At 57.9% G+C, this 22,499-nt stretch carries 29 protein-coding genes and 4 tRNA genes; 26 read left to right on the top strand and 7 right to left on the bottom strand.

The features are described 5' to 3' along the window. Positions 1 to 854: 854 nt before the first annotated feature. The 3 genes from CRP02_RS00240 to CRP02_RS00235 all read left to right on the top strand — a co-directional run bounded on the left by CRP02_RS00240 (position 855) and on the right by CRP02_RS00235 (position 2,585). Positions 855 to 1,742 carry a hypothetical protein gene (locus CRP02_RS00240; RefSeq protein WP_097169803.1) on the top strand — a complete coding sequence of 296 codons (888 nt, stop codon included), beginning with the start codon at positions 855 to 857 and terminating at the stop codon, positions 1,740 to 1,742. A gap of 282 nt (positions 1,743 to 2,024) precedes the next feature. Continuing rightward, complete coding sequence (locus CRP02_RS27375) at positions 2,025 to 2,162, top strand: hypothetical protein (RefSeq protein WP_179783887.1); 138 nt, start codon at positions 2,025 to 2,027, stop codon at positions 2,160 to 2,162. 81 nt (positions 2,163 to 2,243) lie between these two features. After that, entirely contained in the window at positions 2,244 to 2,585 is a 342-nt protein-coding gene (locus CRP02_RS00235; protein ID WP_097169802.1) for a hypothetical protein, read from the top strand. Positions 2,586 to 2,965: 380 nt separating this feature from the next. On the opposite strand, the gene CRP02_RS00230 is transcribed toward CRP02_RS00235, so the two are convergent. Then, positions 2,966 to 3,562, bottom strand: a complete 597-nt coding sequence (locus CRP02_RS00230; RefSeq protein ID WP_143539284.1) for a hypothetical protein — start codon at positions 3,560 to 3,562, stop codon at positions 2,966 to 2,968. A gap of 382 nt (positions 3,563 to 3,944) precedes the next feature. Between CRP02_RS00230 and CRP02_RS00225 the strand changes: the two genes are divergently transcribed. From CRP02_RS00225 to CRP02_RS00195, 8 genes are all read left to right on the top strand, one after another. Beyond that, on the top strand, positions 3,945 to 4,484 hold the full coding sequence (locus CRP02_RS00225; protein ID WP_143539283.1) for a hypothetical protein: 540 nt from the start codon (positions 3,945 to 3,947) through the stop codon (positions 4,482 to 4,484). Positions 4,485 to 4,560: 76 nt separating this feature from the next. Next, positions 4,561 to 4,636, top strand: a tRNA-Met gene (locus CRP02_RS00220). Between the two features lie 4 nt (positions 4,637 to 4,640). Further along, positions 4,641 to 4,716: transfer RNA gene (locus CRP02_RS00215), tRNA-Asn, on the top strand. Positions 4,717 to 4,727: 11 nt separating this feature from the next. Continuing rightward, a tRNA-Tyr gene (locus CRP02_RS27370) sits at positions 4,728 to 4,813 on the top strand. Positions 4,814 to 4,822: 9 nt separating this feature from the next. After that, positions 4,823 to 4,896: transfer RNA gene (locus CRP02_RS00210), tRNA-Trp, on the top strand. A 14-nt stretch (positions 4,897 to 4,910) separates the two neighbouring features. Continuing rightward, positions 4,911 to 5,279 carry a hypothetical protein gene (locus CRP02_RS00205; RefSeq protein WP_097169799.1) on the top strand — a complete coding sequence of 123 codons (369 nt, stop codon included), beginning with the start codon at positions 4,911 to 4,913 and terminating at the stop codon, positions 5,277 to 5,279. Between the two features lie 89 nt (positions 5,280 to 5,368). Further along, the gene (locus CRP02_RS00200) at positions 5,369 to 5,818 is read left to right on the top strand and encodes a peptidase S14 (protein WP_143539282.1); all 450 of its coding nucleotides are present in this window, start codon (positions 5,369 to 5,371) and stop codon (positions 5,816 to 5,818) included. Between the two features lie 26 nt (positions 5,819 to 5,844). Continuing rightward, the gene (locus CRP02_RS00195) at positions 5,845 to 6,048 is read left to right on the top strand and encodes a hypothetical protein (RefSeq protein WP_097169797.1); all 204 of its coding nucleotides are present in this window, start codon (positions 5,845 to 5,847) and stop codon (positions 6,046 to 6,048) included. A 58-nt stretch (positions 6,049 to 6,106) separates the two neighbouring features. Here CRP02_RS00195 and CRP02_RS00190 read toward each other — a convergent pair whose 3' ends face one another. The 6 genes from CRP02_RS00190 to CRP02_RS00165 form a co-directional block, all read right to left on the bottom strand. After that, entirely contained in the window at positions 6,107 to 6,373 is a 267-nt protein-coding gene (locus tag CRP02_RS00190) for a hypothetical protein (RefSeq protein WP_097169796.1), read from the bottom strand. After that, positions 6,370 to 7,017, bottom strand: coding sequence for a ParA family protein (locus tag CRP02_RS00185; protein WP_097169795.1), 648 nt, complete (start codon positions 7,015 to 7,017; stop codon positions 6,370 to 6,372). Before CRP02_RS00185 ends, CRP02_RS00190 begins: the two co-directional genes overlap by 4 nt. 74 nt (positions 7,018 to 7,091) lie before the next feature. Beyond that, on the bottom strand, positions 7,092 to 7,610 hold the full coding sequence (locus CRP02_RS00180; protein ID WP_097169794.1) for a hypothetical protein: 519 nt from the start codon (positions 7,608 to 7,610) through the stop codon (positions 7,092 to 7,094). A 2-nt stretch (positions 7,611 to 7,612) separates the two neighbouring features. Continuing rightward, a complete protein-coding gene (locus CRP02_RS00175; protein WP_097169793.1) occupies positions 7,613 to 8,167 on the bottom strand; it encodes a hypothetical protein in 555 nt (184 codons plus the stop codon). 91 nt (positions 8,168 to 8,258) lie between these two features. Beyond that, positions 8,259 to 8,444: a hypothetical protein gene (locus CRP02_RS00170; RefSeq protein WP_097169792.1), complete on the bottom strand. Its 186-nt coding sequence runs from the start codon at positions 8,442 to 8,444 to the stop codon at positions 8,259 to 8,261. Further along, positions 8,441 to 10,018: a DEAD/DEAH box helicase gene (locus CRP02_RS00165; protein WP_210200288.1), complete on the bottom strand. Its 1,578-nt coding sequence runs from the start codon at positions 10,016 to 10,018 to the stop codon at positions 8,441 to 8,443. Before CRP02_RS00165 ends, CRP02_RS00170 begins: the two co-directional genes overlap by 4 nt. A gap of 77 nt (positions 10,019 to 10,095) precedes the next feature. Between CRP02_RS00165 and CRP02_RS00160 the strand changes: the two genes are divergently transcribed. The 15 genes from CRP02_RS00160 to CRP02_RS00095 all read left to right on the top strand — a co-directional run bounded on the left by CRP02_RS00160 (position 10,096) and on the right by CRP02_RS00095 (position 22,498). Continuing rightward, on the top strand, positions 10,096 to 10,839 hold the full coding sequence (locus CRP02_RS00160; protein WP_097169791.1) for a ParB/RepB/Spo0J family partition protein: 744 nt from the start codon (positions 10,096 to 10,098) through the stop codon (positions 10,837 to 10,839). Then, positions 10,839 to 11,507: a ParB/Srx family N-terminal domain-containing protein gene (locus CRP02_RS00155; RefSeq protein WP_097169790.1), complete on the top strand. Its 669-nt coding sequence runs from the start codon at positions 10,839 to 10,841 to the stop codon at positions 11,505 to 11,507. The genes CRP02_RS00160 and CRP02_RS00155 overlap by 1 nt, the downstream gene beginning before the upstream one ends. A 10-nt stretch (positions 11,508 to 11,517) precedes the next feature. Next, entirely contained in the window at positions 11,518 to 11,946 is a 429-nt protein-coding gene (locus CRP02_RS00150; protein WP_097169789.1) for a hypothetical protein, read from the top strand. Continuing rightward, the gene (locus tag CRP02_RS00145; protein ID WP_097169788.1) at positions 11,943 to 12,572 is read left to right on the top strand and encodes an ATP-binding cassette domain-containing protein; all 630 of its coding nucleotides are present in this window, start codon (positions 11,943 to 11,945) and stop codon (positions 12,570 to 12,572) included. Before CRP02_RS00150 ends, CRP02_RS00145 begins: the two co-directional genes overlap by 4 nt. Further along, the gene (locus CRP02_RS00140) at positions 12,569 to 12,760 is read left to right on the top strand and encodes a hypothetical protein (RefSeq protein WP_097169787.1); all 192 of its coding nucleotides are present in this window, start codon (positions 12,569 to 12,571) and stop codon (positions 12,758 to 12,760) included. The genes CRP02_RS00145 and CRP02_RS00140 overlap by 4 nt, the downstream gene beginning before the upstream one ends. Continuing rightward, complete coding sequence (locus tag CRP02_RS27745; RefSeq protein ID WP_323455288.1) at positions 12,757 to 12,882, top strand: hypothetical protein; 126 nt, start codon at positions 12,757 to 12,759, stop codon at positions 12,880 to 12,882. The genes CRP02_RS00140 and CRP02_RS27745 overlap by 4 nt, the downstream gene beginning before the upstream one ends. Continuing rightward, positions 12,866 to 13,741 carry a hypothetical protein gene (locus tag CRP02_RS00135; RefSeq protein ID WP_097169786.1) on the top strand — a complete coding sequence of 292 codons (876 nt, stop codon included), beginning with the start codon at positions 12,866 to 12,868 and terminating at the stop codon, positions 13,739 to 13,741. Before CRP02_RS27745 ends, CRP02_RS00135 begins: the two co-directional genes overlap by 17 nt. Further along, positions 13,734 to 13,985 (top strand): hypothetical protein, encoded by a 252-nt coding sequence (locus CRP02_RS00130; RefSeq protein WP_097169785.1) that lies wholly within the window; start codon positions 13,734 to 13,736, stop codon positions 13,983 to 13,985. Before CRP02_RS00135 ends, CRP02_RS00130 begins: the two co-directional genes overlap by 8 nt. Positions 13,986 to 14,114: 129 nt before the next feature. After that, on the top strand, positions 14,115 to 14,774 hold the full coding sequence (locus CRP02_RS00125) for a hypothetical protein (RefSeq protein ID WP_097169784.1): 660 nt from the start codon (positions 14,115 to 14,117) through the stop codon (positions 14,772 to 14,774). After that, positions 14,767 to 16,038, top strand: coding sequence for a phage terminase large subunit (locus tag CRP02_RS00120; protein WP_097169783.1), 1,272 nt, complete (start codon positions 14,767 to 14,769; stop codon positions 16,036 to 16,038). The genes CRP02_RS00125 and CRP02_RS00120 overlap by 8 nt, the downstream gene beginning before the upstream one ends. A gap of 55 nt (positions 16,039 to 16,093) precedes the next feature. Beyond that, positions 16,094 to 17,719, top strand: a complete 1,626-nt coding sequence (locus CRP02_RS27685) for a hypothetical protein (protein WP_097169782.1) — start codon at positions 16,094 to 16,096, stop codon at positions 17,717 to 17,719. A 98-nt stretch (positions 17,720 to 17,817) separates the two neighbouring features. Next, positions 17,818 to 18,780, top strand: a complete 963-nt coding sequence (locus tag CRP02_RS00110; RefSeq protein WP_097169781.1) for a DUF6651 domain-containing protein — start codon at positions 17,818 to 17,820, stop codon at positions 18,778 to 18,780. 143 nt (positions 18,781 to 18,923) lie between these two features. After that, entirely contained in the window at positions 18,924 to 19,823 is a 900-nt protein-coding gene (locus tag CRP02_RS00105; RefSeq protein WP_097169780.1) for a major capsid protein, read from the top strand. 76 nt (positions 19,824 to 19,899) lie between these two features. Continuing rightward, complete coding sequence (locus CRP02_RS00100; RefSeq protein WP_097169779.1) at positions 19,900 to 21,765, top strand: SGNH/GDSL hydrolase family protein; 1,866 nt, start codon at positions 19,900 to 19,902, stop codon at positions 21,763 to 21,765. Positions 21,766 to 21,781: 16 nt separating this feature from the next. Next, the gene (locus CRP02_RS00095; protein WP_097169778.1) at positions 21,782 to 22,498 is read left to right on the top strand and encodes a hypothetical protein; all 717 of its coding nucleotides are present in this window, start codon (positions 21,782 to 21,784) and stop codon (positions 22,496 to 22,498) included. Position 22,499 lies beyond the last annotated feature (1 nt).

Here is a 22,499-nt window from a genome sequence, read left to right as displayed (position 1 = left end):
ACAGAGAGCTAGATAGGCAGATAGCTACCTAGATAGATACCCATATGAGGGAGAGCACCATAGAGAGACCCTACGTGTATGTCCCTAGAGAGAGGGTGCGTGTGTAGAGAGGAAGGTGTGCGTGTAAGGGAGAAAGTCGGTGAGCGTCCAGAGGAGGTAGGTTGCCGCGCCGCGGTTCTCCACGGACCAACGAGGCAATCCATCACCTCCCACCCCGACCCACGGCAATCCATGGACACGCACGCCGTTCTTACCCTGATTGCTCTCCATGATGCCCTGTGCGACACACGATTCATCAGTTTCGAGCGCTGTCACCCGGAGCGCTCTGCGAGGAGAAGTTAGACGCTCCCCGCTTTCTTCGTAGTTGCTGATGCCGGCGATCGGGTGTGAGCTGGACAATTAGGCGAGCTTGACCATGTGTCGGCTCGCCTTTCTTTTGGGTGCCTGATGCGGGGACGGGGAACGGGGCGCTTCGCATACGCCGGAAGCCTGACCCTTGGAGAACCGTGGGACGGCGGGTTCTCAACTCCCGGAACCTTATCCATTCCCGTCCGCATACCGTCTGTTACTTAAACCTTATACATACTGGTATAGGTATATAATATTTACGATGAACGGACGGGAATGAAACTTCCGGTTCCTCGTGATGGCGTCCTCTTCCCCTCTCCCAAGGTCTTCCGTGGCGCTCCATGGTTCCGGCTAAGGTTAGCGACGGGCCTCGGATCCCGCCCGCAGTAAAGCCTGCTCCTGCCCTTCCCTGTCCTCGATACACCCAAGATTTGCTTTGCTATTGTCTAATCATCGAAACGCACAAAGCTTTCGAATAACAAGCAACGCAAGAAGGACACACCATCATGACCAAGAAGAACGCAAAGAACACCGCAGTTTCTACCGAAGTTGCACCGCTCGACATGGCCCAATTCTTTGACGCCGCTGCAAACGCCGTCGCTGAGATGGGTGCAGAGGCTGAGGAGCTGGCTGCCAAGGAGAAAGCGGAAGCCGACGCGGCCGCTGAGCTCGCCGCCCTGGAAGCGGCCACGACCGATGCTGATGCCGGCCAGGCCACTGACGAAGAACCGGCCGGCCAGGATGAGGTCGAGCTCGAAGCCGTCGAGCATGTGCCCGGCGACCTGAAGACGCTCAAGACCAACTTCACGCCCGAAGAGAAGCAGGCGAAGAAGGACGAGATCGTCACCGAGTTCACCGAGCGCAAGGAATTCGAGAAGGCCCAGCCGGGTCTGTCCTCGAAGATGATCCCCAACCTCGAAGCCGAGGAGAAGAAGATGGCGACCATCGGCGCTGCCGGTATCTTCCTCGCCATGGACATCGATCCGTCCTTCATCAACCGCGAGGTCTCGACCGGCTCGAAGTTCAACGTCTACGCCCTGCAGAAGGTGAATGACCTGATCGTAGCACTCGACGGCGGGTTTATGCAGAACGCCATCAACCGCGCGATCGTCATGAGCCTGTTCAACTTCCGGGATGCCGGCGTTCCCTTCACGGGACAGGCTGCACTGTGCGCCGTGTCCGACAAGATCAAGGCTGACCGGGCGATCGCAAAGCATCTGGTTCGTCACACGGTCAGCGCCAACACCGCCTCGACCCAGAAGTCCTCGACGATGACCGCACTCAAGACGCTGGGCATCGTGACGAACAGCGGACCGCGCGGCCAGGAGGTGTGGACCTTGACCGACACGCCTGCAACGCGCCGCCTCGAAGAGGTTGTTCGCAAGGCTGCATAGCCACATAGCTACCTAGCTAGGGAAGGGCGCTTCGGCGCCTTTTCTTTTGGGCACATCTAAGGGCACGGGGTCGGGGAACGGCTTAGGATCAAGGGATCGACGGGATGCCTGCGGTTACGGCATAGGGGACGGGCTCCGCGGCCCGGCAGGAACAGGCCAGGCCCGGCCACCCTGCCCTCTCCCGGCCATCCTCGGCCACCCGTGGGAGACCGTGCATCACCGCGAGACACCCTGCTCCAGCATTTGCGAAGATCAATCATCGAAAACGCAATGGAGCATCACATGCACAACGACCGCACTCTCCTCGAAATCGTCACTGACAGCGCCAAGGATCTCGCCGGGCTTGCTGCCATAAGCCTGTTCATCCTGGCCGTCGTTCACATCGCCATCGCATACGCACCCGTCGTAAAGCCTGTGTAATCCTGTAGCTACGTAGCTATCTAGCTAGTAATCTAAAAATGCGCAGAACGAAGCGCGTAACAGCAACGAAAGAGCACAAAAATGTCCTACGTCACCGAAGTTTTCATGAACCGTCAGATCGCTCAAGCCGCTGTGTCTCTCGACATCGTGCAAGCAGCACAGAACCACAAGCTGCCTGCTGACAGCAAGAAGCACGCAATCCTCGCCCGCGTCTTGAAAGAGCACGCCGATCGCTTTCAGCAGCTCGCCGCACAGCAGACCGTCATGTCGCCTGACGAGTTCTTCAAGCGCGCAATCGAGCGTGTCCGCGAGATCCGTGCAGAAGCTGCCATTCTCGCCACCCAGCGCCGCGAGAAGCGTGAGCGTGACGAAGCCGAGCGTGCCCATATCTTGAATATGATGGGCGCGACAGCAGCCGCTTAACGATTGACGCCTAGCGACAACCGCAGTGCTTCGGTGCTGCGGTTGTTTGTGGGCGTGCCGGGAGGTTACGGGGTTGGGGAACGGCTTAGGGTCTAGGGACCGCCCGTATGGCGGGAGGGCGCGGGCACGGAAGGGGCCCGCCGAACCCTGTGACAGGGTTCGGCTTAGGCGCAAGCGGTCAGAGGAGGGCAAGGGCAGCCACGGAGCGCCATGTGGGTCCAAGGACACTCGCCAACGCAAAAGACTCGCTAGGGACGATCCTGGCGAGTTTGCGGAATGGCAGCTATGTGGCTATATGGCTAGACCCGCGCGGGAGGCGCCCGCGGTCAGTTGCTAATTGAGTGAGCGCTTATTCGCGCTCACTCTTGTTTAGCTTTTGCTTATGCAGCTTCGCTTTCTGTTTCGTCGCTTTCTTCGATCTCGACTTTCGTTGCATCGATTTTGAACGCATCGCAGAGAGCTTGCGCAAGCGTCGTCAGATTGACGCTATACGCGTTTTTCATGTCTGCGCGTGCTTCGATGATGTTGAGCGTCAAAAGCGCGTCACGCGACGTTTGTGTCTGCGCTTGCACTGTTTCAGACGTCTGAATGAGATTGCGAACGTAAACGACGTGCTTAACGCTATCATCGACTGTCAAATCGCGCGAAATGCTCGCTTCGATCATGTTCTGTGTCAGTGCGATATCGTGCTTGTAGCAGTTGATCGCAGTGCGAAAGATTGCATACGTGTTTTCATTCAAGTCTTTCGCATTCAAAGCGATAGCTTGCGATGCAAACTTGACGACTTTTTCACAAGCGTAGATAGCGCGTGTAAAGCGTTCTGCGTCTACGTTTGCATCTTTAAGCATAGATGCAAGCTTTTCGTTAGCAAGCATGTTAGAAAGCTTGCGCATCTTCTTTTCGTTAGACGCGCTGCAATTGTTATCAAGTGCAGTTGCGAGACGTGCGACGATTGCAGAGTGATATACGTTAGACATTGTGTTTCTCTTTCTTCATTAGAGCGTTGCGTTACTCGAAACGTTGCGTTTTGCTTTGTTCGTTTCGATGATTAGACTTTATCGAAGTCTTAGATCGGAACAAGCGACGTGATGGGGATGCCTTCCGCACTGGCGACGTTCCGGCGAATGTAACCTCCCATACCTAGCCAGATAGCCAGATAGCTACCAGTCTAGACCGCTACCGGGGCAGATGTCCGGTGCTCCTATCCTCCTCTACCGACGCGTGGTATGACGCCAGGAGGGTTGGGAACTGCCAGACATGAAGAAGACACACATCAGACCGTGGCCGCGGAATGACGAGCGGAAGAACCGTGAGGAGCTCCTAAGGGAGAAGCGCCGAAGCCGCCTAGGCGAACATCTAATGATCGCAGCGACTGTTCTCTCGGCGATTGCGACCGCCGGCACAGGGACAATTGCGTTGATGCAGTATCGGACGATGGAACGAGCAATCAACTCCCCGAACAAGAATGAAAGCTTCCAGGAATTGCTGCGAGGACTAAGCGAAGCATGTGTCGCAGCGCAACCATTCCGGAGCTGGCTTATCTCGCTCAACATCGACAAGGATTCATATCCTAGCGATAAGGACTTTGATGGTCTGGATACCCCGGTTCGAAGATTGCACACCGCGTTTGACGCCTTTAAAGTCTGGCTTGAAGCAGACAAAAGGGTTGAGATACTCGCAATAGAATACGCGTTCACCTCCTCCTTCGACACTTTGCTCCTGCGCAGCGTCTTCGGCTCGAAAAAGCAGTTCACAGCCGATCATGCATTTCGCATTCTTCAAGTGTGCACGACCGGGTCCAACCAGATTATCTCCTGGTTCCACGACGGTCGACAGATCGACTTTAGTCCGTATCTGATCTCGAAAGTGACACCATCTTCACTCGGCGAAGGCCCATAAGCTAAATAGCTAGATAGCTAATTGTAAGTAAGTGTTTACTTATTTACGGTGGAGTGGTATGGATCTAGTGTGCTTACGCGGGATAGCTCAGTTGGTAGAGCGCTGGACTCATAATCCAGGTGTCGTCGGTTCAAGTCCGGCTCCCGCAACCAGCATTGGATCGTAGCTCAGTTGGTAGAGCGCCTCACTGTTAATGAGGTGGTCGCAGGATCGAAGCCTGCCGATCCAGCCAGTTTCATAGGACCGCAGGCTGGGCATGAGTGAGCCCATCTGGCTGTAAACCAGACGCCTTAGCGCTGTGGGAGTGCGAATTCTCTCCCTGCGGACCAGTTCAATCGGGGTGTGTAGCTCAGTGGTAGAGCACCGGTCTCCAAAACCGCAGACGAGGGTTCGATTCCCTACTCACTCGCCAGCTTCGAGAGCTTCATGACCCACGATCCCTCCCAGATCCATTCCGACGCGCTCCAGCAGCGCGACGCCGAGAAGTCCGACGTTCATCAGGTAGCTACCGAGCTATCTAGCCAGATGGCTGCATCTCCCATCGCCGGACACTCTGGCTTGCCTGTCGTCGGCTACGACAAGAAGGTCGAGCAGTGGAAGATCGACATGGTCAACGAGAACAAGGTTCTCGAAGAGAAGGTTCTGCGCCGCGTCGACGCCCATGTCCGCAATCGTGGCAGCCAGGAGATCGATCAGGCTTCTGTGCAGATCGCGCGCCGTCACGTCGAAGACGCCTTCTACCGCCTCAACCGGGCCATTATGCAGCCGAAGCGCATCACCGGAGACCTTTCCTAATGTCCGTTATCGTCTACGACGCAAAGCGTCAGCTCATGGCCGCCGATACCCGTGCTTATTCGGGATCTTCGCATCCGATTGGAAACAAGATGAAGATCCACCGTCTCTGGGATGGCTCGCTCCTCGGCATGTCCTCGGCCCAGCCCGGCGCTCCGGAAGCATTCAAGGCTTGGATCGACCGTGGTGAGAAACTCGATGACTACGCCCCGAGCGACATCGATATCGAAGCGCTCCTGGTAAAGCCGAACGGCGAAGTCTTCCTCTACAGCGACGGATACTATCGCGCTGGCCCGCTCGTAGGTGACGTGTTTACGGTCGGCTCGGGCAAGAAGTATGCACTTGGCGCCTGGCATGCTCTCCAGGACGCAGTGCAGGCCGTCGAGGTGGCAATCGCGTGCGACACTATGTGCGGTGGCCCTGTCGCTGCTTTGCCGCTTCACGAGCCTCGCACGTCCGATCAGCCGCAGGAACAGCTCCCGCTGGATCTATCGGGTTTCTCGACCGGAGCCACCCTCTCCTCGACGCCTGTAGCTCAGTAGCTACCTAGCCAGAAAGCTTTCCAGCTATGCCGCACGTTTTCCATCTCCTCAATCTGATCCTCGGCTTCATCCTCGTGGCCGCAGTCATCGCATACGCCGCGATCATCATTCCGATCGTGCTGGCCTGTGTGGCCGGCTTCTGTCTCGCCCTTTGGCTCTACGCCCATGTGGTCGACGGCGTCTATTATCTCAGCCGCAGGGTCCAGCGCTGGTTCTCCAGCCGCAGCTAAACAGTAAGGCCGGGCATTGACCCGGCCTTTTCGTCTATCTGGCTATGTGGCTTGGTAGCTACTTGGCTTTTTCCCGCTCGGCCTTCTCCCAAGTCGCGAAGCATTCCATCAGGAACTCCTTCATATCGAGTCCTCGCGAAACCGCGGTCATCTTGAAACGCGTGTGCCAATCCCGCGGCATGTTGAAAGTCATGCCGACGAGTTTCTCGGCCTTCATGTTGTTTGCGGCCTCGGCCCTTTCCTCAGTTGCGGACGGCGCCAGGAACGACGACTGCTTTCTGGGAGGAGGGGGCGGGGTTGCGCGTGTTTTTGCTTCGGCCGTCATGCTGCCTCCTGCGACTTGCTCACTACATCAACGATCTCGGCTGCGACGAGGTCAGCTATCTCCTCCAGGCGCGCCGTGTTTAGTCCATGGACTTCGGAGAGCGCATAGCCGTGGTTCTGACACTTCATGTAAGAGTGTTTCAGCTCCAGCGTCTGGTGCGCCACCCGGAACTCCGACAGATATTCTCTGGCCTCTGAGACCGCGAGCTTCGAGTCTGTCACCTTGGAAAGAACGAAAATGATCTTGTCGCGGTTCACACCCTTGGCCACGAGTTCTTTGGCGAACGCAAGCGACGGCTCAAGGTCGAAAATCGACAACCCGGTCGGGAGCACGATTGCATCTGCCAGTCGGGCGATGTCGAGAGAGGTCTGGTCAGAGTCTGGCCGGCCGTCGGCGACCACGAGATTGCTATCCTCGCGGGGCAGGGCGCTTGGCATGTGATAAGCCTCGGCGGGAACCTTCGGCTCGATGCCAGATTTTTCCCTGGTGCGCGACCATTTAACCGATGTGAGCTGGGTCAGGTTGAAATCGGCGATCATGACAGACCACCCGGCGACGGCATAAGTCCTGGCGATCAGATGGGCGAGGGTGGACTTGCCAACTCCACCCTTCTGCGACAGGCAGGCTATGATCAGGTCAGCCATATGTCTATGTCCCTATGTAGCTATCTAAATGGATGGCTACAGGGCTACCTGATTCAGGTTAACAGAGTCTATAGCTAAGACCGGACGTTGAGACGAATTCCGCTGCTGAGGGTGATCTGACCCGTAGAAATAGGTCCCATATTCGCGCTGAGTGCGCTCAAGCGGGCCACGTTCAAGTCCTGGTAGAACAGCGGATCACGCTCTCCGTCGGCCGGCTCGAACCAGTCGTAATCGAAAATCTCCTCAAGCAGGCTAAGCGTGACCCGGATGATCTTGTATTGAAAGACCGTCGCGTCCCACTGGAAATCAGTGAATTCCTCGCAGTCGGAACGCCGCACGTCATAGCGCGCCAAGGCCGCATCAACAAAGCCCTCGCCTTCGTTCTTGATCTGGAGATTGTCAATCGAGACGCGGATGACATCGAGCGGCAGAGCAATCCTCTCGACCCTGAGCGGGGGAGCAGGATCGACAGCGGATCGATAGCCCGTCGAAGCGGGCACTACCGGAATGTTCATCCGGATCTCGCGCATTCCAGGGGAAGGGGTGCCAACCTTGGCATCCCCAACCTTGCGGTTCTTGAACCACACCTGCATGGTCAGTGCGCCCGGCCGATGACTTCGACCAGCTTGCCCATCAGATCCTTGCGCGCTTCGTCCTTCGACAGGCCGCGAGACAGACCGTCGTTGAGGATCTGGTAATGGGCATATTCGGGGTTATAGCGGTCGAACTCGTAAGGGGAGGGGCCAACGTCCGGATTGACGATCTCAAGGATCAGCGCACCGCGGTCACGCCAATACTTACCCTGTTCACGACGAACAGAGCCGAAGGTCGCGGACTGCCCCTTCGGCAATGCGTTGTGGCTCATGATCGGGATGATGTCGCCACCGAACTTCTCTTCGAAGGCATTGCCGATCTCGCCCAAGATCTCGCGCACGGTCCACTCGCGACCGTTGAGCGTGACCTTTTCGAGCTTGCCTTCCTGCGTGAACACCTGCTCGGGCGTCAGGCCGAAATAGTTGATGGCGATCATGCGCAGCGGACGGCCGTCGTCGGCGATCTCGTGGCCGTAGACCTCATTGATGATCTCGGCAGCAGTCGTCTTGCCGCTGGTCGGATGCCCGCAAAGGCCAATGATCTTGGGAATGCTCATGTAAGCTGTCTCCGGTTCTAAGTAAGCACTTACTTACTTATAGCGAAGCAGCAGGGCAATTGCGCAAATAGCTATCGGTCTAGGTAGCTATCTAGGCAAATAGCTGTTCCTCGTCGTCGTCAGAGGCCAGCATCGATAGACGCATGGACAAGGAGCGCACCTTGCGTTCCAGTTCCCAGACCTCCTCCTGCAGCCGACGGTTCTCGGCGTGCAGGTAGTCTGCGGACAGAATAGAATGTCCGCGCTCGTTGAAGAAGTGGATCGGGTTGACGTTCATGCTGCGATGGCCTTCCGCTCGAAGATTTCCCACGGGAGGTTATCGTTGGCACCCAGGATGCCCTCAACGAAGCCAGGCGTAGCCCGGACAATGCCTTCGCGCTTCCTGGCATGGTCGCGCAGCGTGTTGTTGAGGTTGATCGAGTAGTCCACGATGAACGTCACGTTCGGTCCCTTCTTCTTATAGCGCAAACCGCGACCGATACGCTGACGAAGTTCGACCTCGGCCTTCATTCCGCCTGCAAGCTGCACTAGACCGATCGCCGGGCAGTCGACACCAACGTCGAGGATCTTGGTGCCGATCACGAAATCGATGGTGCCAGCCGCAAGCTCTGCCAGCTTGGCCTTGCGCACCTTCTGATCGTCGTCGCCGCGCAGGAAGACGCCCTTCAAGCCGAGCCTCGAATAGAGATCGAGGATATTATCGCCGGCCTCGGTGCGCGCAACCAGCGTCAGCACCGGGAGCCCGTAGGTCTTTGCCATCAGCGCATCCTCGGCCATCGCCTTGTGGAGAGGGGAGGTCTCCTTGACGTAGCCCAGCGTGTAGGCGCGTTCGAACGGCGAGGACTTGTGCAGACCCTTCGGCGCCTCGATGTCGCGGAACTTGAAATAGGGCTTGGCGAGAATGCCGCGCTCGATGAGGAGCGACTCCGGAATGTCGATCAGGATCGGGCCGAAGGCTGCCATCAGGCGCATATTATCGGCTGCAGAGTCCTTCATGAAGGGCGTTGCCGTCAGTGCAACCCGGATCGTGGCATTCTTGCAGTGACGCAGGATCTCGTAGTAGCTGGTGCCGCCCGCCTCGTGGGCTTCTTCGCCGATCACGACCTCAACCAGGGACAGGAACTTGATGATCGCGTCCCGGCGCTTGGTCTTCCTGTCGAACTTGATCTGGGCAAGCTCCTTGATCTGCTCGCGGGTCATCTCCGCATTGCCCTTCTTGGACAGGTGCTGGGACTTCACGACAGCGCGGATCTCGGCGTTGATGTCGGGCACTTCCAACGCCTGGACAAGCGTCTGCACCATGCCGAGGTTCACACCGCGCACGAACTTCATTTCGCCGTCGCCGATCTGCCCGGTGTTGAGCCCGATCTCCTGGAGCTGATCGTCCATCTGGTAGAGCAGGATGCCGCGCGTGGTCAGGAACAGCGTCATGCGCCGGTAGCGCGCCATGATGATCTTGGCGATCTTTGACTTGCCACCGCCCGTTGCTACACGAATGATGCCGGCGCCGTGCTTTTCGACCTGGCGCAGCGCCTTCATCTGATAATCGTAGTTCGGATTATCATTGCCGAACTCATCAACGATCGGGTTCTCGGGCCCAAGCGGCTCAGCGTGCGGCTTGAACACCTCGTAGACCGTGTGGCCGATCTTCTCCAGTTCCGACTTGACCAGGTAGGCGAAGCCGGCCGGATAGGTATTCTTGGTGATCGAGAAGAAGCTTGCGGTGCCAGAAAAACCGAGACCGCCCTCGACCTGATAAGACAGGAGATTGTTGACGAAGTTCTTCACTTCCTTCGTCGGTTCCCGGAGCTGGGCGACGACTGCGTTGCGGGCGATCGTAACGACGGCCATTATTCTTCCTTCAAAGCTTGCCTCGTGAGGCATTTGGCATTAAGTAAGTAAGCACTTACTTAGTTGGAACCGTCCTTATGCGCAAGATTGAATATCTGACTGTCGCTGTCGATCAGTTGCGGAAGAACCCCTGGAACACCAACAAGGTCTCTCCCGAAAACGAACTCAAGATCCGCGAGAGCCTCAATCGCAATGGCATGTTCAAGCCGATTGTCGTTCGCGAAGTCCCTGGTGTGCCGGGCTATGAGATCCTGGGCGGCGAGCATCGCTGGGAACAGGCGATCGAACTTGGCGAGTCTGAGGTGCCGGTCGCCAACCTCGGCGTCATCTCTGAGAAGCAGGCCAAGGAAATCGGTCTGATCGACAACGCGCGGTATGGAGCCGACGATACCCTGGGGTTGGCTGATCTTCTGAAGGAGATCGGTGACGTTCCTGAATTGCAAAGCTTTCTCCCTTACGGCCAGGCCGATATTGACGCTATTTTCTCTGCGTCAGTTATAGCGCTGGACGACTTGGAGATTGACGAAAGCTTCGAAAAGTCGGCTGAAACGGACGTGGAACTTGCGCCTGCTCCGAAGGTCGCCAAGACCCATGCGCAGATGCGCTTCAAGGTGACGATCGCAGACGCCGAACGCCTCACCGCTCTCATCGCCAAGACCCAGAAGGACCACGGCTACAAGACCGAGGACGATCTGACGAACGCCGGCGATGCTCTCATCCACCTTCTCGCTGACCAGCTCCGGCAGGTTGCCGCGCCCGCAAGCGGGGATCTCGACACCATGCTCGATGCAGCCCTGGCTGCCAACCCGGAAGACCTCTGATGTCCGAACACGCAATCGAAATTGTCGATATCACCTGGCTCAAGGAATACGAGGCCAACGCCAAGAAGCACCCTGACGACCAGGTTGAGGCGCTGGCAAAGTCGATCCAGAAGTTCGGTTGGACCTCGCCCATCATCGTCTGGAAGGACGGCACGATCATCGCCGGCCACGGTCGTCGCAAGGGCGCGCTCAAGCTTGGCCTTAAGAAGGTGCCGGTCATTGTTCGTCGTGACCTGACCAAGGCCCAGGCCGACGCTCTGCGTCTGGCCGACAACCGGGTCGCCGGCACGGAATATGACCAGGCCGCGATCCAGATCGAACTGCAGCGCCTGGCTGACGAACTCGACGGCTCGTTTGAGCTGTCCGACCTCGGCTTTACCGACAAGGAGCTCGACTTCTCGCTCTCGGAGCTCGGCGACATCGACGACAGCCTCTTCGTGGATGACATCTCCGGCGCCGTCGAGATCCAGAAGGAGGAGAACAAGGCCAAGGTTGAGGCGGTAGACGACACGGCCGCTCCCGTTGGCGACGCCCTCGGCTTCAAGCGCGTCACGATCGAGGAAAGTCGCAAGCTCAAGGGCCTGATGGCGCAGATCGAGGCCCGCTCCGGCAAGAAGGGCGTGCAGGCGCTGATCTATACCCTCTCGGCTGTCGTTGAAGGTAAGTAAGGGCTTACATATGTCCAATATCATCTCGATTTCCACCCGCAAGCCTTGGCACGAGGAACAGCAGGAGAAGCGGCGTGCGCGCCGCGCGGAGTCACGCAGGAAGCGCAAGGAGGCAAACGAGGCCAAGGCAGATCACAAGGCCATGCAGCTCCTGATGCTCGACGAGATCCGTAAGCTGGTCGAGGAGGACAAGTTCGAGGGCCTGGTCATCTTCGGCCGCGATCCGAAGACCAAGGCATTCTTCAATGATTTCGTCCTGGACGTGACCACGGTCCCGCTCAACGACTACTTCGCCTATGCCGGCGTCATGCAGACGGTCGCGGGCGAGCTAATGGATTGCGCAACGATGGCGCCGGCTCTCATGTCCGATGGCTCTATCCAGGATCCATACCTTGAGCCGACCGATGTCATCTACCTCGAAGGAGATGACATCGAATGACCACCTACACGATCACCCGCAAGTTCAACACGTCCGTCGATCGCACGCCGCGCGTGCTGGAGATCGCAGAGGCATTCGGCCTCGGGCTCTCCGACAAGGAGTTCGTCGTCTATGACGCCCTCAAGATCGATATCGACCAGGGCGATGTCGTCTACATCAAGGGTCAGTCCGGCTCGGGCAAGTCGCTGCTGCTCAAGGATCTGACCGCCCAGATGTCTGCAGGCGGCCTCAAGGTCGCCGACCTGAACAAGGTGGAGCTCGAAGAGAGGCCCGTGATCGAGCTTGTCGGCCGCACCACGGTCGAGGCTACCGATCTGCTCGCCAAGGCCGGCATCTCCGACGCCTACATCTACCTGCGCAAGCCCTCGGAGCTGTCGGACGGACAGCGCTACCGCTTGAAGCTCGCGATCCTGATGGCATCCGACGCCGATGTCTGGATCGCTGACGAATTCGGCGCGGTTCTTGATCGCACGACGGCAAAGCTCGTCGCCTTCTCGATGCAGAAGGTCGCCCGTCGCCTCGGCAAGACTTTCATGGTCGCAACCACTCACGATGACCTGCGCGAGGAGCTCGGGCCGTCCCTCACCATCACCAAGCGCTTTCGCGAGAAGGTCGAAGTCGAATGAGCAAGCTCGTCACCACCAAGGATATCGTCATCCCGGCCGGCACTGAGGTCGCGATCGGTCCCTGTGTATCCACCTATTTCACCGAGCACGGTGAGGTCCTGATCGGATTCGACAAGGACACGACCGGAACGCTGCGCTTCGACATGGACGAGGCGAAGGCACTCGGGCTCGTGAAGGAGCTCGAATGACCGAAATCACTCTCGCTATCCTCTTCGTGATGTTCGTCATCCACCTCGAAGTGAAGTGTCGTGAAAGGGAGCGCGATAGCGACTCAGAGAAGCTCAAGGGCAGCGATGACGATGTTTCCTGATATCGAGACACAGATTGAGCGCGATGCGCTCCCTCGCGCCAATTTCGCGCTTACGGACGAGATGTTCGTGGAGCGCGGAACCAAGGCCGATTGGGAGCTGCTGCACGATCTCCACTACAAGGCCGAAGGTCTGCCGATCGGTCCACAGTTCTGGAAGCTGACCCTGCACGGGCAGACGATCGGCGTGCTTGTCGTCGGCCAGCCAAAGGGTATGCTCAAGGAGCGCCATCTGGTCTTCAAGAACCTGGCGCCGGGTTCAGGTGAGACCAGGCTGACCAACACCAACCGCTACGTCTACATCAACGCCAACTTCCGCGTCGTCTCGCGCTTCGTCGTGGATACCATGTTCCGCGGCATTGGCGCGGGATACCGCATGATGAACCTGGTCGCCCGGATGGACGGTCATCAGTTCATCGAGATTCAGTCGTCCATGTCGAAGTTCAACGCCTTCGGTCAGAAGGCAGGCTTCAAGTTCGTCAAGCCGATGAACGCCAACAAGTTCGACGCCGGAATGAAGTTCTTCCGGTCCAACTTCGAAGCCACGCCCCAGGATTTCGAGGCGGTCGTCAACGAGCTGGAAAACTCGCCGCGGTTCGAGCAGCTCCTGGCCGCCTGCAAGGAATTCTACCAGAAGAACTCCGCTCTGGAGAACACGGGCTCAGGTCGCGACGGCGCTGACGCGCGTGTAGCTGCCATGAGCCCGCGCGACACCATCAAGGCGATTCAGCAGATGAGCCTGGCATCTCCGATGTATGGCATCTACCGCAACCCGGACGCCGGACGTGAAATGCCGGAACGTCTGCCCCTGACTGCGTTCGATCGCCAGGGAGTGACCGAAAGGCTGGTGCTTGATGGCTAAGCCTCGCCGGACGGAGAAGCAGCGCGAAATCATGGGCCTGGTCTTGAAGGCGGCCGGGGAGGGGAGGTTCCTTACCACGACCGACATTCACGAGCAGGTCTCCTACACGGCCAGCTATGGCGCGATCCGGATCTCTATCCGCTTCCTCGTGGAGCAGGGGATGCTGGAGCGCCGCCCGGACGGTCAATTCACCTATTTGATACCGACTTTGAAGGGCTACGACTGGTTCCGCCCGGCACTCTAAACTCGTCCTCTTATCGTAATAGTGTATATATGATAATAAGTAATTACTTACTTATATAATCTTACGATGAGAGGACGAGAATGAAGCTGCTCCGGGAGTGAAATTCAGATCCGCGGATGAGAGAAAAACATGACTGAGGAAATTGAAGCGAAGGATGAGACGAAGGAAGGTTCCGGTAATTCGGGCCGGCGCCTCACTGATGCTGAATTCGCGGAAGCTCGTGAACTCTACGAACTCGGCAAGGCCGGGCTCGTAGAGCTTGCGGACCAGTATGGCATTTCTCGCCAGGCGCTGTCGGATCGTTTCAAGCGCGCTGGCTCTAAGAAGGCAATGAGGGCTCATGAGGTAGCTGCTGCGATTAGGAAGGCTGCCACGGCGTCTACCTCGGCTGCTGCGACGGCAACCATTGAGCGTTTCGCGGATCGTCGCTCGGACTGGATCGAAGAGACCAGGATCAACGGCTACAACCAGCTCAAGCTCGCCCGCGGTCTCGCCCAGAAGGCAATCAAGGACGCGATGGCTGCCGGGCGCCCGATCGCATCCGCGGATGACGACCTCAAGGCAGTCATGCGCCTCAACAAGATCCTCTGCGACAACATCGAGCACACCCTGCACCTTCTCGAAGCCGACAAGCACGTCGATCAGAACGACCTGCCGACCCTCAACATCGAAGACCTGACCGACGAGGATATCCTCAAGCATCACATTGGCACCGGCGCCCTGCCGGAAGATGCGACTGTCGAGGACATGCTGGCCGAGGAGCAGCCTCCGGAGGGCGAGGATGGCTAAGGCAGTCGATAGCCTCAAGCTGCACAAGCTCCAGAAGGTCGTGATGAACGACACGCACCGTTTCCGCGTGGTCGTCGCCGGCCGTCGTTGGGGCAAGACGCAGGTCTCCAAGATCTCGCTCATCAAGTATGCGGCGCTCAAGCAGAAGCAGCTTGTCTGGTATGTAGCGCCGACCTACGCGATGGCGCGCGACCTAATGTGGAAGCCGCTGAAGGCTGCCATGCCGAAGGGCTGGATAAAAAAGGTCAATGAGAGCCGTATGGAGATGCAGCTCATCAACGGCTCGGAGATTTCACTCAAGGGCGCAGATAAGCCGGACTCTCTTCGTGGTGTCGGTCTTGATTTCGTGGTCATTGACGAGGCACAGGACATCAAGGAAGAAACTTGGGAAGAGGTCCTGATGCCGACGCTCGCCACGACCAATGGCCGGGCGCTTTTCATCGGCACGCCGAAGTCCTACAACTGGCTCTACCATCGCTTCCGGCTCGGTCAGCGTGGCCCGCTGGTTAAGGACCACCGCAAGCGCCTGGTTCCGAACGAATGGAAGTCCTGGCAGTTTCCGACGATCACGTCGCCGTTCATCCCGCGCAAGGAAATTGAGGCGCGTCGTCGCGACATGGATCCTCGCTCGTTCCGTCAGGAATTCGAAGCGAGCTTCGAAACCATGTCCGGCCGTGTCTACTATCCGTTCGATCGTAACGAGCACGTCGGCGACTACCCGTTCAATCCAAAGCTGCCGATCTATATCGGCATGGACTTCAACATCGACCCGATGTCCTCGATCATCATTCAGGAGCAGCCGAATGGCGAGATCTGGGTGGTCGACGAGGCTGTCATGTATGGCTCGAACGTCCAGGAGACAGCAGACGAACTCGCGCGACGTTACTTCCGACAGATGAACCAGATCACCATCTACCCTGACCCGGCCGGCAACAGCCGTAACCACGACCGCGGCGAAACCTCGCTGCAGGTTCTTGAGGAGGCCGGCTTCAAGCGGATCCAGTTCAAGCGCAAGCACCCGGCCGTTCAGGACCGCGTGAACGCCGTGAACCGCCTTCTGATGACGGCTGAAGGTGATGTGCGCCTGCGGGTCAATCACACCTGCCGCAAGTTCATCGATAGCCTTGAACAGACGGTCTATAAGGAAGGCACCAACGAGGTCGACAAGAAGCAGGGCGCCGAGCACGCGACCGACGCTTTCGGCTATTATGCGGACTTCCGTCATCCGATGCGCAAGCACAAGATCCTCGGTGTGTCGATTTAGCCTTGCAACTAAGTAATCACTTACTTACAATACGGCACGAAACACAGGATTTGACATGGCTTCGAGCGAACAGAATGATGTGATGAGGGACTTCTATGATCGCCGGCATCCCGGCTATCATGAACAGGTCACGCATTGGCGTTTTCTCGATCTTGCCTACCGCGGCGGTCGTGACTGGTTCCGTGACAACATTTTCCGCTACTTCAAGGAAGGCGACAAGGAATACGACAACCGTTTGTCGCGCGCCTACCGCTTCAACCACACGAAGGAAGTGGTCGAGCTCGTCCAGAAGTATCTCTTCAAGGGCGAGATCACTCGCAACACGTCCGACGCGCCCGATGTCGTCAATCAGTTCTGGAAGAAGGCGACCCGTGGTGGCACGTCGATCGACCAGCTTATGCGCCTGGTGTCCGTGGGCAACTCGACGGGCGGCCGTGTCGCGATCGTGGTCGACAACAATTTCCAGGCTGAGGTCGAGACCGAGGGCGGCAAGCGCCCGGTGTCGATTGCCGAGGCCAAGGCGCAGAATTATCGAATTTACGCCTACACGGTTCCCGTCAAGGATATTCTCGACTTCGCCTATGACGAAGACGGCGACGGCGAACTCTTGTGGGTCAAGCTACGCGAGATCGTCCGCGATGACCGCGACCCGTTCCACTCCCGCGGTGAGCTGATCGAGCGCGTCCGTCTGTGGACCCGTGACGGCTGGGAGCTCTACGAGGAGCAGGATACCGGCAAGACCAAGGTCTACAATGGCATCCGCACGCCGATCAAGAGGGTTGAGCTGGTCGATTTTGGCTACCACAATCTTGGCTTCGTGCCCGTCTATTTCGCCGATCACACGATCAACGAGGACGCCTACCGTGTCACATCACTGATCGACGATATCGCCTATCTCGATCGCGCGGTCGCGAACTATCTCTCCAACCTGGATGCCATTATTCAGGACCAGACTTTTTCCCAGCTCGCGATCCCCAGCCAGGCGATTCAGTCGGGCGACGATATGTTCGACAAGGTGCTTGAAATGGGCACCAAGCGCATCTTTGTCTACGACGCAGGCGCCGGATCGTCCGCAAAGCCTGAATATCTATCGCCGGATCCGAAGCAGGCCGGCGTGATCCTGTCGGTGATCAACAAGATCATCAACGAAATCTACAACACCGTCGGCCTGGCCGGCGAACGCACGAAGGAAGACAACGCCGTCGGTATCGACAACTCGTCGGGCGTGGCGAAGGCTTACGACTTCGAGCGGGTTAATTCGCTGCTGCTGGCAAAGGCTCAGTCCTGCCAGAACGCGGAAAACTGGATGGTCAAGACCGTTCTCGCATGGGCAGGTGAAAGCGCCCCGAAGGACGATCTCGTCACCTATCCAACCACCTTCGACATCATGGGTCTCAACGACGAGCTTGTTACCGCCGAGGCACTGGCGAAGCTTTCCGGTCCGATCGAGGTGCGCCGCGAGCAGATGAAGTCGGTTATCGAGAAGATTTTCCCGCAGCTCAAGAAGGAGCTGCGGGCCAAGCTCTTTGCCGACATCGACAAGTGGTTGGAGGGCACCGACGTTCTCCCGCTACCCACTTCCATCGGTGGCACCAAGTCGGCTGCCGCTCCCAATCGCCAGGGTGAGGTCACTCGCGCCACGCCCGCCAAGCCTAACACGACCAAGGCCGCAGCCAAGTAACCGGCTTAGCCTGACCAGGAATACCCGCGTCCGAGATACTGGACCGAACCGACTACGCCTACCGCAACGCCCGAGAGAATGGGCAAAGGAGACTGAGAATGAAGACCACTGCAATCGCATCTGCAGGCCACTACGCATCTTCGATGAAGATCCCTGGTATGCCGCAGATCATGTTCGCGCCTGAGACTGGCGCTGGCGCGGGTGGGGCTGGTGACGCTGACGCGCAGGCTGCTGCCGCTGCTGAAGCCGCTGTCGCCAAGCACGCCGAGGAAACCGCCGCCGCTGAAAAGGCCGCTGCTGAGGCCGCCGAGGCCCAGGCTGCAAAGGAACTCCAGGAAGCCGAGGACGCCGCTGCTGCTGCAGCCGACGCCGGCAAGGACGCATCCGCGCTCGCTGCTGAGAAGGCAAAGCTGCTGCGCGAAGTGATGGACAAGAAGAACAAGCTGAAGGATGCCGAGAAGAAGGCTGCCGATGCTGCCGCTGCCCTTGAGGCATACGGTGGAGTGGATCCTGCCAAGGTTCGCGAGCTGCTCAAGAAGGAGCAGGAGGCTGAACTTGCCGCAGCCGAAGCTAAGGGTGACTTCGAGCGCGTCAAGCAGATGATGGCCGACGAACATGCCAAGGGCGTGAAGACGCTTGAGGAGCGCATCGCGGCTCTTGAAACGGATCTGGCTGCCAAGGACAAGGTGATTGATGGTCTGACCGTCGGCAACGACTTCGGCGCGTCCAAGTTCATCACTGAGTCCCTGACGCTGACTCCGACCAAGGCTCGCCAGCTCTACGGCACCTACTTCGGCGTCGAGAACGGCCGCACGGTTGCCTACGACAAGCCCGCTGGAGAAGCCAACCGCACGAAGATGGTTGACGCCTCTGGCAACCCGCTGGTGTTCGACGAGGCATTCAAGCGTATTATCGAGGCCGATCCGGACAAGGAAACGCTCCTCAAGGCTAAGACCAATCCGGGCTCCGGCTCTTCGACGACGCAGACGAAGACGGTCGAAAAGAAGCCTTCGGGTGTCGGTTTCGGTGTCAATCGCATTCGCGCTTCGCTCGGCGGCTAAGCCAAATTTACGACTTATAGCGGAAAAAGTAAGCAAGCGCTTATTTTTCTCCTTGCAAAATAGCTCACCCTTGGACTATTGTAAGTAAGTGCTTACTTACTTAGTCCATCGGTGGGCTGAGTGCATTCAAGGAGAATATACGTATGCCGCTTCTGATGGACGAAGCCGCTAAGCTGGCCGAAGACGACCGCCAGCGCGGCATTATCGAGGAACTCCTCGACAAGGACGAGTTTTTCGCCCTGGTTCCTTTCGTGCGTTCTAAGGACGACACGTTCAGCTATACCCGTGAGCTCGAACTGCCGGGCGCCGGCTGGATCGATCCTTACGATGATATCGAAGAGTCGACTGGTAAGGTCGAGAACATCTCCACGAAGATCAAGATCCTCGCTGGTCAGTTCGATATCGCCAACTTCATCTCCGAAGTGAAGTCGGACATGTATGATCAGATCGCCGTCCAGGCGAAGTTCAAGATCAAGGCCGTCGGCCGCGACTTCAAGAACGTGCTGATCAACGGCGACTCCGCGGTCAACAACAAGACCTTCGACGGCTTGAAAAAGCTCGTTTCCGCACAGAAGACCCTTACGGCTGGCGCAAATGGTGCAGCTCTGTCCTACTCTGCCCTCGACCAGCTCAAGGCTGCAGTCGATCTGGGTGCGGACTTCTTCATGATGCGCGAGGAAGTGTGGCTGGCTATCCGCGAACTCAATCGTCTGCACGGTGGTAACACCGCCGAGATGATGATGGTCGAGAATTTCGGTGGTCCGATGCGTTTCTACGACGGCACGCCGGTTATTATCAATAACTACATCAGCAAGACCGAAACGCAGGGCACGAACGACAAGACGACCTCGATCTACGCTGTTCGCGCCAACGAAGTCGATGGTTTCCATGGCCTCTGGGCCGGCGACGCTGCTGGTGTTCGCCTGGAAGAAATCGGCACCAACTTCAACAAGGACTCGAAGCGCTGGCGCGTTAAGTGGTATTGCGGTGCAGCTCTGCGCGCAACTCACGCCGTAGCCCGCCTCAAGGGTATTCAGATTTAAGCTTGAAAGTAAGTAATTCCTTACTTACAATGGGCGGGATTAAACTCCCGCCCATTTCCCGTTTCTGGAGAAGGTAATGCCCTATATCAAGCTCACGAACCCTCGGTTCGCAAATCTCACCGGGCAGCTTCCCGGAAAGAACTTCCGCGGCATCGATTTTATCGCTGGTGTGTCCGCTCTGAACCTCGATCTGTCTATCGCTGACAAGATTGCAGCCCAGCTTGCCGGCACGATGCTCTGTGACGCGGCTGGTATTGTGTCCGGTCCTGCCGGCTCTCTTTATCGTATTCAGACTGAACTACCGACGAGTAAGCTCGCGCCTGCTGTGGTTGACTCGGTTGTCAACTTTCGTGATGTCAATGCGGCTACCTACACGCTTTCCAGCAATGACAATGGCTGGACGCTGAATTTCGTTAAAGCTTGCGTAGTAACGGTCCCGGCCAATCTTGGCAGCGGTTTTGCCGTGTCACTCCGGCAGGGCGGCTATGAGCCTGTTAGGGTCACGCATCCTTCCAATGTTGCAATTGAGGATCCGACCTATTTCTTCCGCACGCGCAAGCGTCAGTCTGTTCTTCATCTCGTTCAGGTCGCGAAGACCCGCTTCACGCTTGCGGAAGTAAATCCGACGACCGCTGTTACGCCGGCGAGCGCCGTAAACGGCTTCTCCAAGTTGAAGGCCAAGCTCTCGTCCTCGCAGAACGCAACCATGCTTATTCACGCTGATAGCACTATGTGGGAGCGCAACAGCGCCTCATACAAGTTCGCAGAATTTCTCGGTGCGCGCTACAACGTCAACGTAACCGTTCGCCTTTGGCAGGAGTGGGTAAAGACCGCACTTACCGGCCCGATGCGCTATGGTCCCGCGGAAACCGTATATTCTGCTTCCGTAGCAGGCCGTCCCACTCTTGATATCTATCTTCTTGCTATTCCTGGCGCCTCTGCGGGGACCGCATTTGACGCACGCCGTCGTCCGACGGCAATTGACGCACTTCCCACGCCGGACTGCATTATCATCCATCACGGCCACAATCAGCAGACGTTCGAAACGCCTGGCAATTTGCTTTCTGCGGGCGCTGGTCTGTTTTTCGGCCCGATCGGTGTGCTTTCGCAGCGTTTCCCCGGTGCGCCAATGGTGATGACGACGCAGAACCCTTGGCGTGATAACGCCGAATATCTCAAGGTCTATAACTCGATCAAGAAGGTGGCCGCGGCACTCCCGAGCTTGACCCTGATCGACAGTTTCGCCGCTTGGGATGAAGTAGGGAAGCCTGGTAATCTCTATATTGACAACGTTCACCCGACGGCGAACGCGGCCAACTCTGTGGGCGCTCAGCTCGTCACGGATTCGATTGTGAAGGTGTGGGATGCGGCAACTCCCGATCTCAATGCAACCACGGTGTCCTGGCCTGCATTGCCAGCGGTAAATCTTCTCGTGAACGGCGATATGACCGACTGGACCGCCGCGCTGCCGACGGGCTGGACGAAGACGGGATCGAAGCCGACCGTATCGAAGGATACGGAAAACAAGCATGCCGGTTTTGCACATTGCATGAGTATCGTTCCTAACGCTGATACTGGTGCTGGAGTGCGTTATTCGCTGAGTGCCGCAGAGCGCGCCGCTGTTGCGGGTAAGACTGTCTCGTTGGCGATACTCGTCAAGGATACCGTCCGGTCGACCGGCAAGGCTAACAACTTCTACGCATCTTTCGTCGCCAAGAGCGGCGGCGCCGTGCGGACGATCGCGTTCACGGGTCTGCAGCGGTCGTATGGTGGATGGATGTGGTATGTCGCCTCTGGCGTTCCGGTCGATGCAGATGTCGCAGAGGTCTACTTCACGCTGATCCCCAACTTCTTCAACGCCGCGGTCGATAATCAGCCTCTCCTTATCCAGAAGGCGGTCTTGGTTGAAGGCGACCTGCCCAAGGGCGGCCTCGCAGCTTAACAACAAGGAAAACCCAATGTCTGATATGAAGCATCTCAAGGTCGTGGACGATAAGTGGAAGGGCTACACCGGCGCTCTCGGTATCGCTGAGTTCAAGGACGGCATTTCCGTCTATCCGCTTCCACGCCACATCCGCGACCGTATGGCAGCAGCCATGAATTTCGTCGAGGTTGATACCGACGGCAATGAGCAGCCGGCAGGTGCCGCGCATCGCATGATCCGTGAATACGCCGAGCGTGCAGCTCCGATCACCGAGCTCGCCCGTCAGACCGACGGCGAAAAGAACGCCGAGATTGCGGCCAGCCAGGTAGAGCTTGCCAAGACGCCTGTGGTCCTGTCGCGCTTCGAACTCGAAGCCGTTGCGTCCAAGGGCGGCATCAAGGGCCTGCGCGAGATCGGCAACAAGTGGAACGTCAAGCATCGTGCCATCCCGACCCTGATCGAGATGATCCTCGACGCCCAGGACAAGGCAGTCGCCAAGACCAAGAAGCCGGAAGCCCCGGTCGAACCGGTCGTCGACCCTGCCGACCCGGCCGAAGACGATGTGATGGCGCAGATCGCGGCCGAGAAGGCAGCGCGTGACGCCGAGATCCTGGCAGCCGAACAGCGCCAGGCTGCAGAAGCTGCCGAGTTCCTCGCCGCTGAGAAGGGTAAGGAAGAAGCGCTCAAGGATGCTGCGGCATCCGGCGACCTGGCTGCAGCCGTCTCCACCGACGAGACCCCGCAGGAGTAAT

The organism is Rhizobium sp. AN5 (assembly GCF_900215255.1).
Taxonomy (GTDB): Bacteria; Pseudomonadota; Alphaproteobacteria; order Rhizobiales; family Rhizobiaceae; genus Agrobacterium; species Agrobacterium tumefaciens.
This window is presented reverse-complemented; position numbering and strand designations above follow the sequence as displayed.

Excerpts from the sequence above, each read along its gene's own strand:
- CRP02_RS00240 (WP_097169803.1), top strand. The coding sequence starts at position 855 with ATGACCAAGAAGAACGCAAAGAACACCGCAGTTTCTACCGAAGTTGCA.
- CRP02_RS27375 (WP_179783887.1), top strand. The coding sequence starts at position 2,025 with ATGCACAACGACCGCACTCTCCTCGAAATCGTCACTGACAGCGCCAAG.
- CRP02_RS00235 (WP_097169802.1), top strand. The coding sequence starts at position 2,244 with ATGTCCTACGTCACCGAAGTTTTCATGAACCGTCAGATCGCTCAAGCC.
- CRP02_RS00230 (WP_143539284.1), bottom strand. The coding sequence starts at position 3,562 with ATGTCTAACGTATATCACTCTGCAATCGTCGCACGTCTCGCAACTGCA.
- CRP02_RS00225 (WP_143539283.1), top strand. The coding sequence starts at position 3,945 with ATGATCGCAGCGACTGTTCTCTCGGCGATTGCGACCGCCGGCACAGGG.
- CRP02_RS00205 (WP_097169799.1), top strand. The coding sequence starts at position 4,911 with ATGACCCACGATCCCTCCCAGATCCATTCCGACGCGCTCCAGCAGCGC.
- CRP02_RS00200 (WP_143539282.1), top strand. The coding sequence starts at position 5,369 with ATGAAGATCCACCGTCTCTGGGATGGCTCGCTCCTCGGCATGTCCTCG.
- CRP02_RS00195 (WP_097169797.1), top strand. The coding sequence starts at position 5,845 with ATGCCGCACGTTTTCCATCTCCTCAATCTGATCCTCGGCTTCATCCTC.
- CRP02_RS00190 (WP_097169796.1), bottom strand. The coding sequence starts at position 6,373 with ATGACGGCCGAAGCAAAAACACGCGCAACCCCGCCCCCTCCTCCCAGA.
- CRP02_RS00185 (WP_097169795.1), bottom strand. The coding sequence starts at position 7,017 with ATGGCTGACCTGATCATAGCCTGCCTGTCGCAGAAGGGTGGAGTTGGC.
- CRP02_RS00180 (WP_097169794.1), bottom strand. The coding sequence starts at position 7,610 with ATGCAGGTGTGGTTCAAGAACCGCAAGGTTGGGGATGCCAAGGTTGGC.
- CRP02_RS00175 (WP_097169793.1), bottom strand. The coding sequence starts at position 8,167 with ATGAGCATTCCCAAGATCATTGGCCTTTGCGGGCATCCGACCAGCGGC.
- CRP02_RS00170 (WP_097169792.1), bottom strand. The coding sequence starts at position 8,444 with ATGAACGTCAACCCGATCCACTTCTTCAACGAGCGCGGACATTCTATT.
- CRP02_RS00165 (WP_210200288.1), bottom strand. The coding sequence starts at position 10,018 with ATGGCCGTCGTTACGATCGCCCGCAACGCAGTCGTCGCCCAGCTCCGG.
- CRP02_RS00160 (WP_097169791.1), top strand. The coding sequence starts at position 10,096 with ATGCGCAAGATTGAATATCTGACTGTCGCTGTCGATCAGTTGCGGAAG.
- CRP02_RS00155 (WP_097169790.1), top strand. The coding sequence starts at position 10,839 with ATGTCCGAACACGCAATCGAAATTGTCGATATCACCTGGCTCAAGGAA.
- CRP02_RS00150 (WP_097169789.1), top strand. The coding sequence starts at position 11,518 with ATGTCCAATATCATCTCGATTTCCACCCGCAAGCCTTGGCACGAGGAA.
- CRP02_RS00145 (WP_097169788.1), top strand. The coding sequence starts at position 11,943 with ATGACCACCTACACGATCACCCGCAAGTTCAACACGTCCGTCGATCGC.
- CRP02_RS00140 (WP_097169787.1), top strand. The coding sequence starts at position 12,569 with ATGAGCAAGCTCGTCACCACCAAGGATATCGTCATCCCGGCCGGCACT.
- CRP02_RS27745 (WP_323455288.1), top strand. The coding sequence starts at position 12,757 with ATGACCGAAATCACTCTCGCTATCCTCTTCGTGATGTTCGTCATCCAC.
- CRP02_RS00135 (WP_097169786.1), top strand. The coding sequence starts at position 12,866 with ATGACGATGTTTCCTGATATCGAGACACAGATTGAGCGCGATGCGCTC.
- CRP02_RS00130 (WP_097169785.1), top strand. The coding sequence starts at position 13,734 with ATGGCTAAGCCTCGCCGGACGGAGAAGCAGCGCGAAATCATGGGCCTG.
- CRP02_RS00125 (WP_097169784.1), top strand. The coding sequence starts at position 14,115 with ATGACTGAGGAAATTGAAGCGAAGGATGAGACGAAGGAAGGTTCCGGT.
- CRP02_RS00120 (WP_097169783.1), top strand. The coding sequence starts at position 14,767 with ATGGCTAAGGCAGTCGATAGCCTCAAGCTGCACAAGCTCCAGAAGGTC.
- CRP02_RS27685 (WP_097169782.1), top strand. The coding sequence starts at position 16,094 with ATGGCTTCGAGCGAACAGAATGATGTGATGAGGGACTTCTATGATCGC.
- CRP02_RS00110 (WP_097169781.1), top strand. The coding sequence starts at position 17,818 with ATGAAGACCACTGCAATCGCATCTGCAGGCCACTACGCATCTTCGATG.
- CRP02_RS00105 (WP_097169780.1), top strand. The coding sequence starts at position 18,924 with ATGCCGCTTCTGATGGACGAAGCCGCTAAGCTGGCCGAAGACGACCGC.
- CRP02_RS00100 (WP_097169779.1), top strand. The coding sequence starts at position 19,900 with ATGCCCTATATCAAGCTCACGAACCCTCGGTTCGCAAATCTCACCGGG.
- CRP02_RS00095 (WP_097169778.1), top strand. The coding sequence starts at position 21,782 with ATGTCTGATATGAAGCATCTCAAGGTCGTGGACGATAAGTGGAAGGGC.